Annotated in this window: 16 protein-coding genes; 1 reads left to right on the top strand and 15 read right to left on the bottom strand. The window is 34.0% G+C overall.

The window, feature by feature from the left end; genetic code table 11:
* Positions 1–18: 18 nt before the first annotated feature.
* The 13 genes from glyA to fdaB all read right to left on the bottom strand — a co-directional run bounded on the left by glyA (position 19) and on the right by fdaB (position 12,809).
* A complete protein-coding gene (gene glyA / locus ACF91D_RS22950) occupies positions 19–1,257 on the bottom strand; it encodes a serine hydroxymethyltransferase (RefSeq protein WP_107512789.1) in 1,239 nt (412 codons plus the stop codon).
* A 22-nt stretch (positions 1,258–1,279) separates the two neighbouring features.
* A complete protein-coding gene (locus ACF91D_RS22945) occupies positions 1,280–1,804 on the bottom strand; it encodes a TIGR01440 family protein (RefSeq protein WP_107527140.1) in 525 nt (174 codons plus the stop codon).
* Between the two features lie 140 nt (positions 1,805–1,944).
* Positions 1,945–2,370, bottom strand: a complete 426-nt coding sequence (locus ACF91D_RS22940; RefSeq protein WP_107512791.1) for a low molecular weight protein arginine phosphatase — start codon at positions 2,368–2,370, stop codon at positions 1,945–1,947.
* Positions 2,367–3,413, bottom strand: a complete 1,047-nt coding sequence (locus ACF91D_RS22935; protein WP_107527139.1) for an L-threonylcarbamoyladenylate synthase — start codon at positions 3,411–3,413, stop codon at positions 2,367–2,369. The genes ACF91D_RS22940 and ACF91D_RS22935 overlap by 4 nt, the downstream gene beginning before the upstream one ends.
* A gap of 88 nt (positions 3,414–3,501) precedes the next feature.
* Positions 3,502–4,344 carry a peptide chain release factor N(5)-glutamine methyltransferase gene (gene prmC, locus ACF91D_RS22930; protein ID WP_107527138.1) on the bottom strand — a complete coding sequence of 281 codons (843 nt, stop codon included), beginning with the start codon at positions 4,342–4,344 and terminating at the stop codon, positions 3,502–3,504.
* Positions 4,331–5,407: a peptide chain release factor 1 gene (gene prfA / locus ACF91D_RS22925; RefSeq protein ID WP_107512794.1), complete on the bottom strand. Its 1,077-nt coding sequence runs from the start codon at positions 5,405–5,407 to the stop codon at positions 4,331–4,333. The genes prmC and prfA overlap by 14 nt, the downstream gene beginning before the upstream one ends.
* Complete coding sequence (locus ACF91D_RS22920) at positions 5,407–6,006, bottom strand: thymidine kinase (protein WP_042739496.1); 600 nt, start codon at positions 6,004–6,006, stop codon at positions 5,407–5,409. The genes prfA and ACF91D_RS22920 overlap by 1 nt, the downstream gene beginning before the upstream one ends.
* A 194-nt stretch (positions 6,007–6,200) precedes the next feature.
* Entirely contained in the window at positions 6,201–6,458 is a 258-nt protein-coding gene (locus ACF91D_RS22915) for a type B 50S ribosomal protein L31 (RefSeq protein ID WP_107527136.1), read from the bottom strand.
* A 143-nt stretch (positions 6,459–6,601) separates the two neighbouring features.
* Entirely contained in the window at positions 6,602–7,918 is a 1,317-nt protein-coding gene (rho, locus tag ACF91D_RS22910) for a transcription termination factor Rho (protein ID WP_042739494.1), read from the bottom strand.
* A 288-nt stretch (positions 7,919–8,206) separates the two neighbouring features.
* Positions 8,207–9,634, bottom strand: a complete 1,428-nt coding sequence (locus tag ACF91D_RS22905; RefSeq protein WP_119624586.1) for an aldehyde dehydrogenase family protein — start codon at positions 9,632–9,634, stop codon at positions 8,207–8,209.
* Between the two features lie 312 nt (positions 9,635–9,946).
* Positions 9,947–10,267, bottom strand: a complete 321-nt coding sequence (locus ACF91D_RS22900; protein ID WP_042739492.1) for a winged helix-turn-helix transcriptional regulator — start codon at positions 10,265–10,267, stop codon at positions 9,947–9,949.
* A 93-nt stretch (positions 10,268–10,360) separates the two neighbouring features.
* A complete protein-coding gene (locus tag ACF91D_RS22895; protein WP_107527936.1) occupies positions 10,361–11,620 on the bottom strand; it encodes a UDP-N-acetylglucosamine 1-carboxyvinyltransferase in 1,260 nt (419 codons plus the stop codon).
* Between the two features lie 328 nt (positions 11,621–11,948).
* Entirely contained in the window at positions 11,949–12,809 is an 861-nt protein-coding gene (gene fdaB, locus ACF91D_RS22890; protein ID WP_042739490.1) for a class IIb fructose-bisphosphate aldolase FdaB, read from the bottom strand.
* A gap of 218 nt (positions 12,810–13,027) precedes the next feature.
* On the opposite strand from fdaB, the gene ACF91D_RS22885 reads away from it, so the two are divergent.
* Entirely contained in the window at positions 13,028–13,549 is a 522-nt protein-coding gene (locus ACF91D_RS22885; protein WP_042739489.1) for a DUF2529 family protein, read from the top strand.
* A gap of 161 nt (positions 13,550–13,710) precedes the next feature.
* Here the strand turns inward: ACF91D_RS22885 and ACF91D_RS22880 are convergent, their stop codons facing one another.
* A complete protein-coding gene (locus ACF91D_RS22880) occupies positions 13,711–15,321 on the bottom strand; it encodes a CTP synthase (protein WP_042739488.1) in 1,611 nt (536 codons plus the stop codon).
* Between the two features lie 326 nt (positions 15,322–15,647).
* Positions 15,648–16,196: a DNA-directed RNA polymerase subunit delta gene (gene rpoE, locus ACF91D_RS22875; RefSeq protein WP_107527245.1), complete on the bottom strand. Its 549-nt coding sequence runs from the start codon at positions 16,194–16,196 to the stop codon at positions 15,648–15,650.
* Between the last annotated feature and the right edge of the window lie 65 nt (positions 16,197–16,261).

Raw genomic sequence — 16,261 nt, 5'->3', positions numbered from 1 at the left:
AATTTACTTCCTCCAATTTTAATTATATAAAGGATGTTTTGTTGTTAATGCCTTAACTCTTTCTTTTCCTTCTTCTAATGCTTTTTCATCTTCTGGATTTTTTAATACTAAGCTTATAATTTTAGCAACTTCTTCAAATGCTGCTTCGTCAAAACCACGAGTTGTTGCTGCAGGCGTACCTAAACGCACACCACTTGTAACGAATGGTTTTTCTTGATCAAATGGGATTGTATTTTTATTACATGTAATACCAATAGCATCTAATGTTTCTTCAGCAACTTTACCTGTAATACCTACTGAATCTTTAACATTTAAAGAAACAAGATGGTTATCTGTTCCACCTGATACCACTTTGAAACCTTCATTAATTAAAGTTTCTGCTAAAGTTTTAGCATTCTTAACAACTTGTTGTTGATAAGTCTTGAAATCATCTTGTAATGCTTCACCAAATGCAATTGCTTTTGCTGCAATCACATGCTCTAAAGGACCACCTTGGATACCAGGGAAGATTGTTTTATCAATTTGCTTTTTGTATTCTTCTTTACATAAAATCATACCACCACGTGGTCCACGTAAAGTTTTGTGAGTTGTTGTAGTAACAAAGTCTGCATATTCAACTGGGTTAGGATGCAATCCAGCAGCAACTAAACCTGCGATATGAGCCATATCTACCATCAATTTCGCGCCGACTTCATCAGCAATTTCCTTGAAGCGTTTAAAATCAATTGTACGTGAATAAGCAGAAGCACCAGCTACAATTAATTTTGGTTGATGTTCTTTTGCTGCTTTTAATACTTCGTCATAATTGATTTGTTCGTTTTCTTTATCAACTCCATACTCTACGAAGTTGTAAAATTGACCACTAAAGTTAACAGGTGCGCCGTGTGTTAAATGCCCACCATGACTTAAGTTCATTCCTAATACAGTATCACCGTGCTCCAATGCTACGAGATAAACCGCCATATTGGCTTGTGAACCAGAGTGAGGTTGCACGTTTACATGTTCAGCACCAAAGATTTGTTTCGCGCGTTCAATCGCTAACGTTTCTGATACATCTACATATTCACAACCGCCATAATATCTTCTGTTTGGATAACCTTCAGCATATTTGTTAGTTAATACTGAACCTTGTGCTTCCATAACAGCTTCTGAAACAAAGTTTTCTGAAGCGATAAGTTCGATGTTATTGTTTTGACGATTGAACTCATTTTGAATCACTTCATAGATTTCTTTATCTTGCTCTTGAATAAATGACATGGATATATTCCTCTTTTCTGTATTAGTTATATTTTGCTCTTTCGCCACCAATTTTTTTTGGTCTTGAAGAAGCTATTGTAACAACCGCTTCACCAATTTGCTTTACACTTGTACGTTCTGGAATTGCAACATGCTTGATGTGCATGCCAATTAACGTTTGACCAATATCTATACCCTTTGGCACAGTAATGTGTTCAACGACCATTGGATTCTCCATATGCTGATATGCATATGTGGCTAGACTACCACCAGCATGTACATCTGGAACTACAGTTACTTCTTCCATTGTTAAAGGGTTAAAATGAGAACGCTCGATTGTGACCGCTCGATTGATGTGTTCACAACCTTGGAAGACAAATGATACGCCTGTCTCACGTTCAATTTCCTTCAGCGCCGTGAATATTTCACGGGCGACGTCCATTGAACCTACAGAACCAATACGTTCTCCAATAACTTCTGACGTAGAGCAACCAATGATACATAATTCATCTGCTTTAAAGAATGACTTTGACTTTAATTCATCGAGTAATAACTTTAAACCTTCCATTTTCCCACCCCTTTTAACTAAATAAAAAAAGTAATATGCAAATCCTAATAAAAAAAACATACGAAAATGATTGATAGCAAATTTGCTACACGTAATCATTATAACTTATTTAGTAACTCACTTATACCAATTTCATAAATTTATTGCTTTAATATTTTATTTTTTAATCTGTCAATTAAACAATTTAATTCATTAAATATTTCTCTATAGTCTTCTATTGTGCCGCCAAACGGGTCTGAAACTTCTCCAGTTGTCCCGACATACTCATTTATGGTAAATACATTTTCTGTATTATTATACATTTGACACAATGCCAATTTATGAGAATTAGACATAGTAAGTATTAAATCTGCCGATAGATCACTTGCAACAAATTTTGTCGAATGCGATGGCATTGCCAAACCTTCAGTTAAACCAATTTGATGTGAATTATTTGAAATAGGATGTCCATCCATTGCGTATATACCTCTTGATGCGAATTCAATATTTGGCATTTTCTGTTTAGCTATACCTTCAGCCAATGGACTTCTACACGTATTGCCAGTACATACAAAGATTACTTTCATAGTGTTTCACCTTCAACAATAGTTTGATTTGCAGCTTTCATAATACGATTCATGATTGCTGTAGTCTGATCATTAATGTCAAAACCATATATATATGCATTCTGAATATCTTCATTTTTATCCAATTCATGCAATATTTGATATAAATTGTGATTTGCACCCTTTATATCGTTTTTATTATTACATAATGGAATGAATTTTGCTTGATTAGGCACAAATGTTTCATGATCCTTCGGTAAAATAAAGGCTGTTCGAGTCCAATCTTTTTCAGTATTTGGTTGACGTTCTAAATGTCGAACTATGGTTAAAGGCGTGTCTGGTGAATAATGCTTATATTTCATTCCTGGTGCAATAGGCTTTTCAGTGTTCAATGCTTTATCTTCTATACTGCCTGGCAAAATTTGTTCAATCATTTGCTTAGTTACAGAGCCAGGTCGTGCAATTCTATAAGGATACTGTGTACAATCCAATACTGTACTTTCCAATCCTTCTTCACTTTGCTCAGCCTTGATGATCCCATCAATTCTGCCATTCAAATCATTGAAGACATGGTCAAATGTTGTGGGTGATGGTCTGCCACTCAAATTAGCACTTGGAGCAGCTATCGGTATATAGACCTGTTTAAGAATAGCTCGACCAACCGGATGACTTGGCATTCTGACGGCAATTGAACCTAAACCTCCACTCACTCTATCACATAAATACCCTTCCTTTAATGGAAGAATAAATGAAATTGGACCAGGCCAAAAATGTTTCATTAATATTTTTACATTCTCCGTTAAGTTTGTAGTAAATTGTTTCATTTGATCCATATCATAAATATGTACGATTAATGGATTGTCAGATGGTCTTCCTTTTGCTTCATAAATTTTTTTTATTGCTTCATCATTTCTAGCGTCTGCTCCCAACCCATATACAGTTTCTGTTGGTAAAGCAATTAATCCACCTTCATTATATATGGAAGTTATTTCGTTGATATGAGCTACATTTACATTGTTATTGATATCATTTTGATTACTAAAGTCCCATATTTTTGTGTCCACTCAAACACATCCTTTCCTGTACTTTTTTAATTTTAAAGCAAAATAAAAAGTTATGCACGCTCATGGTGAAACATGAGACATACATAACTTAGTCATGCCATTTAAAACTGATAATTCTATCATTATGGTTAATATCTTGAACAATCGATACCATTAGCTCTGGATACATTGTTTGAATTTTATCTTTTAACGTTGGTCCTTGGTTATAACCTATTTCAAAGACAACTTGCGCGCCAGGCAATAATACTTTTGGTAAATCAGCTAAAATATCATTATAAACACGATATCCTTGATCATTAGCAAATAGTGCTGAATGTGGTTCATATGATAAAACAGTATCCTCCATAAATGTTGCATCTGCTTGGTCTATATACGGTGGATTCGAAATCAGACCATTCACTTTAACGCCTTGTGCAATTAAAGGTTTCAATGCATCACCTTTTAGAAATTCTATATCGACTTGATGCTGTTGTGCGTTTTCTTTAGCTACTGTCAGTGCTTCTTCACTAATATCTGTCGCATACACAATCAATGAAGTGTCTATTTTCTTCAACATAATTGGAATATTTCCACTACCCGTACCAATATCGACGATCGTATCGCCATGCTTGAGGCTTTGAGAAAAATGCAACATAACTTCTTCTGTTTCTGGACGTGGAATCAGACAATGACGATTAACTTTGAAATTTTCACCATAAAAGGATTGATAGCCGACAATATATTGAATAGGCTCACCTTTCAACATTCGCGCTTTGGCAATATCAAACCGTTGTAATTGTTCAGTAGTCATTTCATCATTCAAGTGTATGATCAACGCTGCTCTAGACCATTGAAACATATCCATCATTAACCATTCTACTCTCGTCGTTTCAATATTCTGATTGCTACATTCTAACTTCGCACGATCAAGTACTGATTTAAAGCTCACCATTATTTAATTCTTTCAATTTCTCAGTTTGTTCTGATACTGTTAGTGCATCAATCACTTCATCTAACTTACCTTCCATAATTTGATCTAACTTTTGTAAAGTTAATCCAATACGGTGATCGGTCACACGACTCTGCGGATAATTATATGTTCTAATACGTTCAGAACGATCTCCTGAACCAACAGCCGATTTACGTTGCGCTGCGTATTTTTGTTGTTCTTCTTGCAATTTCATATCAAATAAACGTGCTTTCAATACTTTCATTGCCTTTTCACGGTTTTGAATTTGGGATTTCTCTGAAGATGTTGCAATAATACCTGTTGGTAAATGGGTAATACGAACTGCAGAATCTGTCGTATTTACGTGTTGTCCACCTGCACCACTTGAACGATACGTATCGACCTTAATATCTTCATTTCTTATCTCTATTTCAACATCTTCTACTTCTGGCAATACTGCAACTGTTGCTGTAGAAGTGTGAATACGGCCACCCGATTCAGTTTCGGGTACACGTTGAACTCGGTGTGCACCATTTTCAAATTTCAATTTACTATAAGCATCTGCTCCAGAAACTGAGAAACTAATTTCTTTGTAACCACCATGATCGCTTTCAGCAGCTTCTACTATATCTGTCTTATAATTATGTGCTTCCGCATATTTAGAATACATTCTAAATAAGTCACCAGCAAAAATTGCAGCTTCATCGCCACCTGCAGCCGCTCGAATTTCAACAATTACGTTTTTGTCATCATTAGGGTCCTTTGGAATTAATAATAATTTCAATGATTCTTCTAATTCTGGTACACGACTCGCTAAACCTTGGCTTTCTTCTTTTAGCATTTCGATTTCATCTTTATCTTTGGTATCATTCAACATTTCTTCGATTTCAGAAATATCCTCTTTAACCTGTTTATATTCGCGATAAACTTCAACAGTTTTTTGTAAATCTGCTTGCTCTTTTGAATACTTTCTTAAATTATCAGGATCATTTACAACGTCGGGATCACTTAATAGTTCATTTAATTGTTCATATCTTTCTTCTACAATATCTAATTGATCAAACACTACATTTCCTCCTTCTCATTATCACTAGGTGCAACAATATGATGCGCTCTACATCTAGGTTCATAACTTTCATTTGCGCCCACCAATATAACTGGATCATCAACCTTAGCTGGTTTTCCATCAATCAATCTTTGGGTACGACTAGAAGAAGAACCACAGACAGCACATACTGCTTGTAATTTCGTTACATCTTCGCTTACTGCAAGTAAATGCGGTATTGGTTCAAAGGGTTCCCCTCTAAAATCCATATCTAATCCTGCAGTGATTACTCTATGGCCTCTTTCTGCTAATTGCTCAACTATATTTACAACTTTAGATTCAAAGAATTGTACTTCGTCAATGCCAATCACATCGACATCTGATAAATCGTGTTTAAGTATTTCAGCAGCAGTCGAAATATTAATCGCTTCGATTGCATTACCATTATGAGAAACAATCTTATCTTTATGATAGCGGTCATCGATAGCCGGCTTAAATACGACTACTTTTTGTTTAGCATAAAGACCACGTCTTAACCGACGTATTAATTCTTCCGATTTACCACTAAACATGCTTCCAGTAATACATTCAATCCACCCGGAATGATAAGTTTCATACATGATTCGTTCCACCTTTTTTCAAAACATAATCGTCTCATTATATCATATTTTTTTATTTGAAATGTGCAATTTTTGAAAGATATTTACTATTTTATGTATCAGCTTTATTCATCAATATACTTCTATTTAATAGCATATGACTATTTTAAACGAAAAAAGCATCCTCATAAAATGAGAATGCCTTAAACCAACGATTATTCGTTGCTTGATTTGTATCCGAATTTCTTGTTGAAACGTTCCACACGACCATCCGCAGCAGCGAATTTTTGGCGACCTGTGTAGAATGGATGTGAGTCAGATGAAATATCTAAACGAATAACTGGGTATTCATTTCCATCTTCCCATTCCATTGTTTCAGATGATGATTTTGTTGAACCACTTAAGAATTTAAAATCTGTAGTTGTATCTAAAAAGATAACTTTGTGGTATTCAGGATGAATATTTTGTCTCATTACTTTCAGCTCCTTTGCCCTGAACCATCCGGAACAGAGTTGTTTGTGAGTTTTTTACCCAATACTACGTAATTATAATAGCTATACATGTAAAACGCAACCCTAAATCTAAGATTACAGCTTAAACAAATATGTTTCTTCTATTAAATAATTGGTTTACCTGTCTTTGTGCTTTCTTCTGCAGCTTTTTGTAACTGTTCAAAGAATTCTTTATTATCAGTTGTACGTTTTAATTTACGTACAAAACGTTCTGTAAAATCGAGTGAATCTGTAAACATATTACGCAATTGCCATAAAGATTCTAATTCTTTTGGTGAAATTAGCAATTCTTCTTTACGTGTTGAACTTCTACCAATATCAATAGCAGGGAATACACGACGTTCTGCAAGTTTACGATCAAGATGTAATTCCATGTTACCCGTACCTTTAAATTCCTCATAAATCATGTCATCCATGCGTGATCCAGTATCAACTAAAGCAGTCGCTAATATAGTCATACTTCCACCAGCTTCAATATTTCTTGCCGCACCAAAGAATGCTTTAGGTTTGTGTAATGATGCTGGGTCTAGACCACCTGATAATGTTCGACCACTAGGTGGGATTACTAAGTTGTATGCACGTGCCAATCGTGTAATTGAATCCATTAAGATAATAACATCCTTACCAATTTCAACAAGTCTCTTTGCACGTTCTAATAATAATTCTGCTACTTTTACATGGTGTTGAGGCGGTTCATCAAATGTAGAATGAACTACTTCTGCAGTTTCAACAGATCTTTCAATATCTGTAACCTCTTCCGGTCTTTCTCCAACAAGTAGGACAAATAATTCTGCTTCTGGTTTATTCGTAGCAATCGCATTGGCAATTTCCTTTAGTAATGAGGTCTTACCTGCTTTTGGTGGTGCAACGATAAGTCCACGTTGACCAAGTCCAATCGGCGTAATCAAATCCATAATTCGTGTAGAATAATTTTGCTGTGTTGTTTCTAACATTATGCGTTCTTCTGGATATAAAGGTGTCAACGCTTGGAAATGCGGTCGTTTCTTTACTTCCTCTGCATTCTCATCATTAACAAAGTCAACTTGTAATAAACCATAGTATTTTTCATTATCCTTAGGCTTTCTAACTTTACCAGTCACTTTATCGCCACGTTTAATTTCGAAACGACGTATTTGACTAGCTGAAATATAGATATCTTTTTCACCTTTTGAATAATTTACTGTTCGAAGGAAACCATAACCATCTTGTTGGATATCATCTAAGATACCTTCCATATAATAGTTTCCATCTTTTTCCATTTGCGCTTCCATAATTGCAAGCACCAATTCTTTTTTATTTAATTTACTATAATTTATCAATTTAAGAGATTTTGCTTTTTGAGTGAGATCTTTAGTAGTGTAATTTTTGTATAATTCGTGGAACGATTCATACTGAGGTGATGTACGTTCTTTTTCAGGCATTATCTTGCACCCATTTCATAAATAAGTTTTTAAACAACGTAATAAATACTACGCTATTTACTTTTTTAACTATAGCAAATTTTCTTTTTAATTACAAAATGTATTTCATTTTCTCAAATTTAAAAATGATTACATAACTTAAAAACCACCACACCATGCGTATACATTACTTCAATAAAAAAGAAATCGACAACTTCTATTTCATTACACAATAGAAGTTGTCGATATTAAGGTCATCTAAGATTCAATTTAAGTCTCAGATATTGATATATTATAAAATTATTTAAATTAATTGAAGTAACCAGCGATAGATTTAACTTCTAAGAATTCTTCGATACCGAAGTCTCCCCATTCGCGACCAATTCCAGATTGTTTATAACCGCCAAATGGTAAGTCTGGACGACGTGGCGCTTCATTAATTTGTATTGTACCTGCTTCAACTGAACGAGCAACTTTTAATAATGTGTCCTTATCAGTACCAAATACATAACCTGCTAAGCCATATTCTGTATCATTTGCAATTTCAATTGCTTCATCTAAATCATTATACGTGATAATTGACATTACCGGTCCAAATATTTCTTCACGAGCAATAACCATGTCGTTATTTACATTATTGAAAATAGTTGGTCTTGCAAAATATCCAGTCTCTAGGCCTTCAGGTTTGCCAGGGCCACCGAATAACAATTCAGCACCTTCTGCAATGCCTTTATCGATATAAGATTGAACTTGGTCAAATTGTTTTTTACTGATAATTGGTCCGACACGCGTACCTTCTTCTCTTGGGTTTCCAACCTTAACATTGCTAAATTCTTCTTTAACTGCAGTAAGGAATTCCTCTTTAATACTTGCTGGTACGAGTGTTCTTGTACCGGCAGCACAAACCTGACCAGTATTATGAACAACTTTATTCGTTGCTGCTTTAGCAGCTTCTTTGATATCAGCATCATCTAATACGATAAATGGTGATTTACCACCTAATTCAAGTGATACTTTTTTGAAGTCTTCAGCCGCTTCTTTCATAATGCTTGATCCAGTTGGACCTGAACCTGTGAATGACATCATTCTTACTTTTGGATGTGCACTTAATGGACGTCCGACACCTTGTCCGTCACCATTAACCAAGTTAAACACACCTTTTGGTAGGCCAGCTTTTTCAAAGATTTCAGCTAAAATAACTGCCGCAAATGGTGTTTCTTCAGATGGTTTAAGGACCACTGGGCTACCTGCCGCAAATGCACCTGCTAATTTTAATGACGTTTGATTCATTGGGAAGTTCCATGGTGTTACTAGTCCTGCAACGCCAATCGCTTCTTTTACAACCAAGTTATCTCCACGTCGTTCTTCAAATTCAAAGTCATTTAATGCATCACGTGCTGCAGTGAAATGATCTAAGCCCATTTGATAATGAACACTTTCCGCTACTGATGCAGGTGAACCTAATTCATCGATGATTGTATCAACAATGTCATCTTTTCTATTTTCATATTCTTTAACAATATTATCTAATAATTGTTGTCTTTCTTTAACAGAAGTATGTCTAAATTTTAAATATACACTCTCTGCAGCATCAACTGCTTTATCCACATCTTCTTTGTTCCCTTTAGCTACAGTGCCAGCAACCTCTTCAGTTGCAGGATTGATTACTTCTATAGTCTCTCCACTAGCGCTTTCTACCCATTCTCCATTGATAAATTGTTTAGTGAAATTTCTCATTAATTATTCACTCCTTAAGTAAATTACTAATCATATTTTAACCTAGATATTTTAAAATTAAACTAAACTGCTCACAAAGATATATAATTTTATGAATAAAACGTTTTCGATTATAATTACACTTTGCATATGTGCCACTTTCCTTTATTCCCTGTGCATTGCTATTTAACACCAAATTTTAAATTATTATTGAAGGTTCATGAGTGAATGTAGGAAATTGCAACAAAAAAAACTGTAAACAACCCAATGGTTGTTCACAGTTTAAATAGAAGTCGAATGCTATTTTATTTATTAAATAACTTTTTCAATACATTAACTTTCGAGCTCAATATATTCTTGGGCCCACTTTTCCATTGGTACTAATGCTGCCGCTAGTGCATTCCCTTTATCTGTAAGTTGGTATATGATGTTGACTGGGCTAGTAGAAACAACATTCTTTTCAACGAGTCCCCATTCCATTAAATCAGTTAATTTAATGCTTAGTGCACGTGGCGTGATTGTTTTCAAATCACGTTTCATATCTGAAAAATGTGCTGATTTTTCAGTACACCGAGACAAATAATTAATGATTAAACCATTCCAACTTCTACCTACTATTTTAAAGGTTTCTTCAAGATAAGGGCAAACCTCCATGGTCATCACCTCATATCACTTAATATTATAATTGAAGATTAAAGTTAGGATAGTGCGCTTCAATTATGTAGTATATTTATTATACCACAAATCCTAAACTTCTTCAGTCCAAATGTCTGCACCAAGTGATTTCAATGTATTCACAATATTGGTATAACCTCTATGAATATGTTTCACATTATAAATAGTAGTTACGCCTTCAGCAATTAATCCGGCAACAATTAGACTTGCACCCGCGCGTAAATCACTCGCATAAACCTTAGCGCCTTTTAATTTAGATGGTTTGATCGTTGCAGTACCATTGTCAGCTACAATATCCGCACCCATATTTTTCAATTCGTCTACATGCTTAAAGCGTGCTGGATAAATCGTCTCAGTTACAAATGATACACCATCAGCCATAAATAACAACGGCGTAATCGGTTGTTGTAAATCTGTTGCAAATCCTGGATAAACAAGCGTCTTAATATCAACACTAGTATATTTGTTTCCACGTTTAATCTGAGTATGATCTTCACCAACATTAATATCTAAACCTAATTCTTTTAATTTTACGATCAATGGTTCAACGTGTGTAGGTATAATGTTATTTATTTTTATTTCTTCACCACAAGCAGCTGCAATACACATATAAGTGCCAGCTTCTATTCTATCAGGAATAACTTGATGTTCTGAGCCATGTAAATGTTTTACACCATTAATCTTTAATGTACTTGTACCTGCACCTTTAATATCAGCGCCTAAGCTAATTAAGAATCTTGCAACATCTACTACTTCTGGTTCTTTTGCTGCATTTTCAATTACAGTTTGACCCTCAGCACGAACTGCAGCGAGCATAATATTGATTGTTGCGCCCACACTTACGATATCTAAAAAGATATTGGCACCGACTAATTTATCCGCTTCAATTTTCATAGAAGTTTCACTAGATTCATCGATTGTCGCACCCAAAGCTTTAAAACCTTTAATATGTTGATCTATGGGTCTTGGACCTAATGGACATCCTCCTGGTAAACCGATAACACATTTATTAAATCTTCCAAGCATTGCTCCCATCATATAGTAAGAAGCACGTAATGATTCTACCTTTTGATTTGGTAATGGGGCATTTATTATTTCTTCAGGATCCACTTCGAGTGTCATACCTGTTAAATTTGTTTTAATATTCAAATCACCTAATAAGCTCACCAATGTTTCAACATCTGAAATTTGTGGCAAACCTTTAATTGTTACTTTATCTTCGGCCAATATAGCTGCCGGAATAATAGCAACTGCACTATTTTTTGCACCATTGATATTTACTTCACCTTTAAGTGTTTGACCACCTCTAATTTTTATCACTTCTTGACCCATTTATCCGTTCTCCTTTACCATACTTTCAATCGTTCTTTTTCTTAACATCATTAGCATTATACTATGAAAACATTAGTGTTTGCAAAATACATTAATCTAACAAAACCTATTAAAAATGATATTAAGTGCATATACAGTATGTAAAAATTAATTGTTATACCTTTTATTTCCCAATGTTTCACAACTCAAATCATAAATAAAGGTTTTTTCTTATAAATTTTATGTAAATTTCAATTCTATTAACTGTTTATTTTTAGTTTTATTTGAATTTGATGTTAAAAAAAATAACTATTATACCGAAGTATAATAGTTATTTTTACGATTAAAATTATTTAGCACGGTTTGAAGTACCAAATTCTTTAATTTTACCGATTACAGTTGCTTTGATTGCTTCGCGAGCTGGACCTAAATATTTACGAGGATCATAAACTTCTTGATCATTGTTTAATACGTCACGAACAGCTTGTGCTGATGCAATTTGGTTTTCAGTATTTACATTGATTTTAGCAGTTCCAAATGGGATTGCTTTTTGGATATCTTTAGTTGGGATACCAGTACCACCGTGTAATACTAATGGTAAACCAGTTGAAGCACCGATTTCTTCCATTTCTTTAAATCCTAATTTTGGTTCACCTTTATAAGGTCCGTGTACTGAACCTAATGCTGGTGCAAGTGTATCAATACCAGTTCTTTCAACTAGTTCTTGACACTCTTTAGGATCTGCATAGATAACACCTTCAGCAACAACGTCATCTTCTTGTCCACCAACAGTTCCTAATTCTGCTTCAACAGAAACACCGTGTTCGTGAGCATACTCAACTACTTTAGCAGTAGTTGCAACATTTTCTTCGAATGGGTCATGTGAAGCATCAATCATTACTGATGTGAAACCAGCGTCGATTGCTTCTTTACATTTTTCAAAGCTTGAACCGTGGTCTAAATGAATCGCTACTGGAATAGTGATTTCTTTATCGTGCATTAAACCTTCAACCATTTTAACGACTGTGTAGAAACCACCCATGTAACGAGCAGCACCTTCAGAAACACCTAAGATTACAGGTGCGTTCTCTTCTTGAGAAGCTTCTAAAATAGCTTGTGTAAATTCTAAGTTATTTAAGTTGTATTGACCAACCGCATAACCGTTTTCTTTTGCATCGATTAACATTTCTTTCATTGAAACTAAAGGCATGAAAGTTCCTCCTTGGTGCTTTAAGCACATATTTTTACAATCTAATTATATCAAAACCATAAACTTTTTGCATTATTCTATACAATTGTAAGCGTTTTTATTTAAAGTTTTATTTTTAATTTCTGCAAACTTCGCATTTTTGCACCTATTTTTATAAAATTGCAATATCTTAAAAGCTTATTTACAATAGTTAAATGAGTAGAATGGAGGTACGTTGTATGTCAAAAATATTGAATACGCAACTTAACGGAATTTTTAATCGCATTGAAACCCAAGAACTTGATATACAAATGGCTAGCCAATGTTTGATTCAAGCAATTGGCGGTGAAGGTCATGTCTATATAAAGGGCTACGATGATTTAAAGTTTTATGAGTCATATATTTTAGAAAGTGAAGAGCGATTGAAATCAAGCAAACGTCTAACTGATTTATCATCTATCGATCAATTAGATACTACAGATAGAGTATGCTTGTTCGCTCCTAATTATACTTCTACAGTCGCAAAAGATGTAGATGCATTAATAGCTGCAGATGTAGACTTTGTGTTGATTTGTAATAAGCCAAAGGATGTAGATTTTTCTGATCATTTATTTCACTTTGTTAATTTAAGTACGCCTAGACCCATTGTCTATACAGAGGACTATGACAAAGTTGTCACGCCTCACCCTATCGCTTTTAATTACATCTATTATGATATTTATACACAAATGGTTGAAATGATAAATGATTTAGATTTATAGATTATGTTAAATTTAAATCAATACTTCAATATCAATCGCATTATTCTGGTTGGGACAAATTCCATGTTCCAACCTTTTTTATATTTCTTACTTCATTTTTATAAAAAACTGCCGACCGATACATGGTCGACAGTCAAAAATTATTCAGCTATATGTTATAGTTATTTGTTATTTTGATGTTTCAATGAAGCTTCAACAAATGCTCTAAAAATTTGTTGTGGACGGTTAGGTCTTGATAAAAACTCAGGATGGAACTGACAAGCCACAAAGAAATCATTTTCTGGTATTTCTACCATTTCGACTAATCGACCATCTGGACTAGTACCAGAGAATACCATTCCATTTTCTTCTAATTGCTCTCTATATTCATTGTTAAATTCATAACGATGACGATGACGTTCTTCAATATTTTGTGCATCATAAATTTTATGTGCTAATGTACCTTCTTTAATCGTACAAGGATATAAACCTAAGCGTAATGTACCACCTAAATCTTCTATATCCTTTTGTTCTGGAAGTAAATCAATGATTGGATAAGGTGTATTTGGATCTAATTCTGCTGAATGTGCACCTTCTAAACCAATAACATTTCTTGCAAATTCTACAGTAGCTAATTGCATACCTAAGCAGATACCAAAGTATGGTACATTATTTTCACGAGCATATTTAATTGCTGAAATTTTTCCTTCACTCGCACGGAACCCAAAACCACCTGGTACAAGGATACCATCAACATCAGCTAAATATTGTGCAACATTGTCATCTGTCACTTCACTTGAGTCAATCCATTTTACTTCTACATCTTTCTTGAATGGATAACCTGCATGTTTCAAGGATTCAACTACTGATAAGTATGCATCTTGCAAGCTTACATATTTACCTACTAAGCCAATAGTTACTTTGCCATCTAAGTTATTCACTGTATCTAACAAGTACTGCCATTCATCTAATTGTGTATCATATTTTGCATCTAACTCTAAACGATCAATTACGATGTCATCCATATTTTGTTTACTTAATTGTAAAGGAATTTCATATAAAGAATCTGCATCACGACATTCGATAACACTTGCTTTATTAATGTCACAGAATAATGCAATTTTATCTTTTAAGTCTTGTGTTAATTCATACTCAGTACGTACAACAATTAAATCTGGTTGAATACCTAAACCACGTAATTCTTTAACACTGTGTTGTGTTGGTTTTGTTTTCATTTCGCCTGCAGCTTTAATATAAGGTAGTAATGTACAATGTACATACATCACATTTTCTCTACCTAAATCACTTCTAATCTGACGAATTGCTTCAATAAATGGTAATGATTCAATATCACCAGTCGTACCACCAATCTCAGTAATGACTACATCCGCATTAGTACTTTCGCCAGCTAATAATAAGCGTTCTTTAATTTCATTTGTGATATGTGGAATAACTTGGACTGTACCACCTAAATAATCACCACGGCGTTCTTTTTTCAATACGTGAGAATATACTTTACCAGCTGTAACATTTGAATATTTATTTAAGTTGATATCGATAAATCTTTCATAGTGTCCTAAATCTAAATCTGTTTCAGCACCGTCATCAGTTACAAATACTTCACCATGTTGATACGGACTCATTGTACCTGGGTCAACATTTAAATAAGGATCAAATTTTTGAATTGTAACCTTCAATCCTCTATCTTTTAACAATCTTCCTAAAGATGCTGCTGTAATACCTTTACCTAATGAAGAAACTACTCCACCAGTTACAAAAATAAATTTTGTCATGTTCTGCCTCCTATAAATATAATGGTATAGAAATTAATACCAGCAATTGACATGCTTAACTTCAATTGAATTGTTAAACTTTAATCTAATGTCTTACATTTTTAAATTATTTTTAATGGGAGATTGGTTTGGCGTTAACAATAGCGCCAGTACACAAGTAACGATATTAAAAATAATAAGTTAACTAGTTTATAAAATAAAAAAATCGCTCCCTCTCACAAATTTGTAAGGGGGAGCGTATATGATTTATACACGTCGTCCTAATTAAAGGAGCCCGAATAAAATTTTATCATGTTCACGAAAAAAGTCAATTAAATATCGCAGAATTAATTTTCTGTGAATTCATCTTCCTCGTACTCATCATCATCTTCTTCTTCGTCTTCTAAGTCTTCATCATCTTCATCAATTACAATATCAGACTCTTCAATCTCTTCGTCCACTTCTTCATCTTCTGGATCTTCAGGATCGTTTAGTGTCTCTTGGTCATCCGTAACTGTAGGGATATCATCATCGTCATCCGCTTCATCTTCACCAAGTAATTTCAATGTTTTATCTTCTTCATCATCGTCATCTAAAATATCAAATTTTTGAATAGTTGGCGCAATTTTCTCTTCAATATCATCGACTGAATACCAGTCACGTAAGCCCCAAATATTTTCACCAATATTTAAGAAACGTCCATCCGTGTTTAAGTCTGTATAGAATTGCACAATTCTATCTTCAATTTCGTGATCTTCATAATGTCCAATCGCTTTAAATTCATCAATGATATCATACAGATTCATTGTATCGCCTTTTTCGTGTAATAACGTGTAAGCCATGTCAATAAATGATTTCTCATCAACCATTTCTTTTGTATAATCTTGAATTCTCATATTATATATTCTTCCTTTCAAAGGCATTTATCCAAATCAGTACTATGTTTTCTTAAGTAATAATA

The sequence above is a fragment of the Staphylococcus sp. 231237_7MaSpsaltlick genome (assembly GCF_043107035.1).
This window is presented reverse-complemented; position numbering and strand designations above follow the sequence as displayed.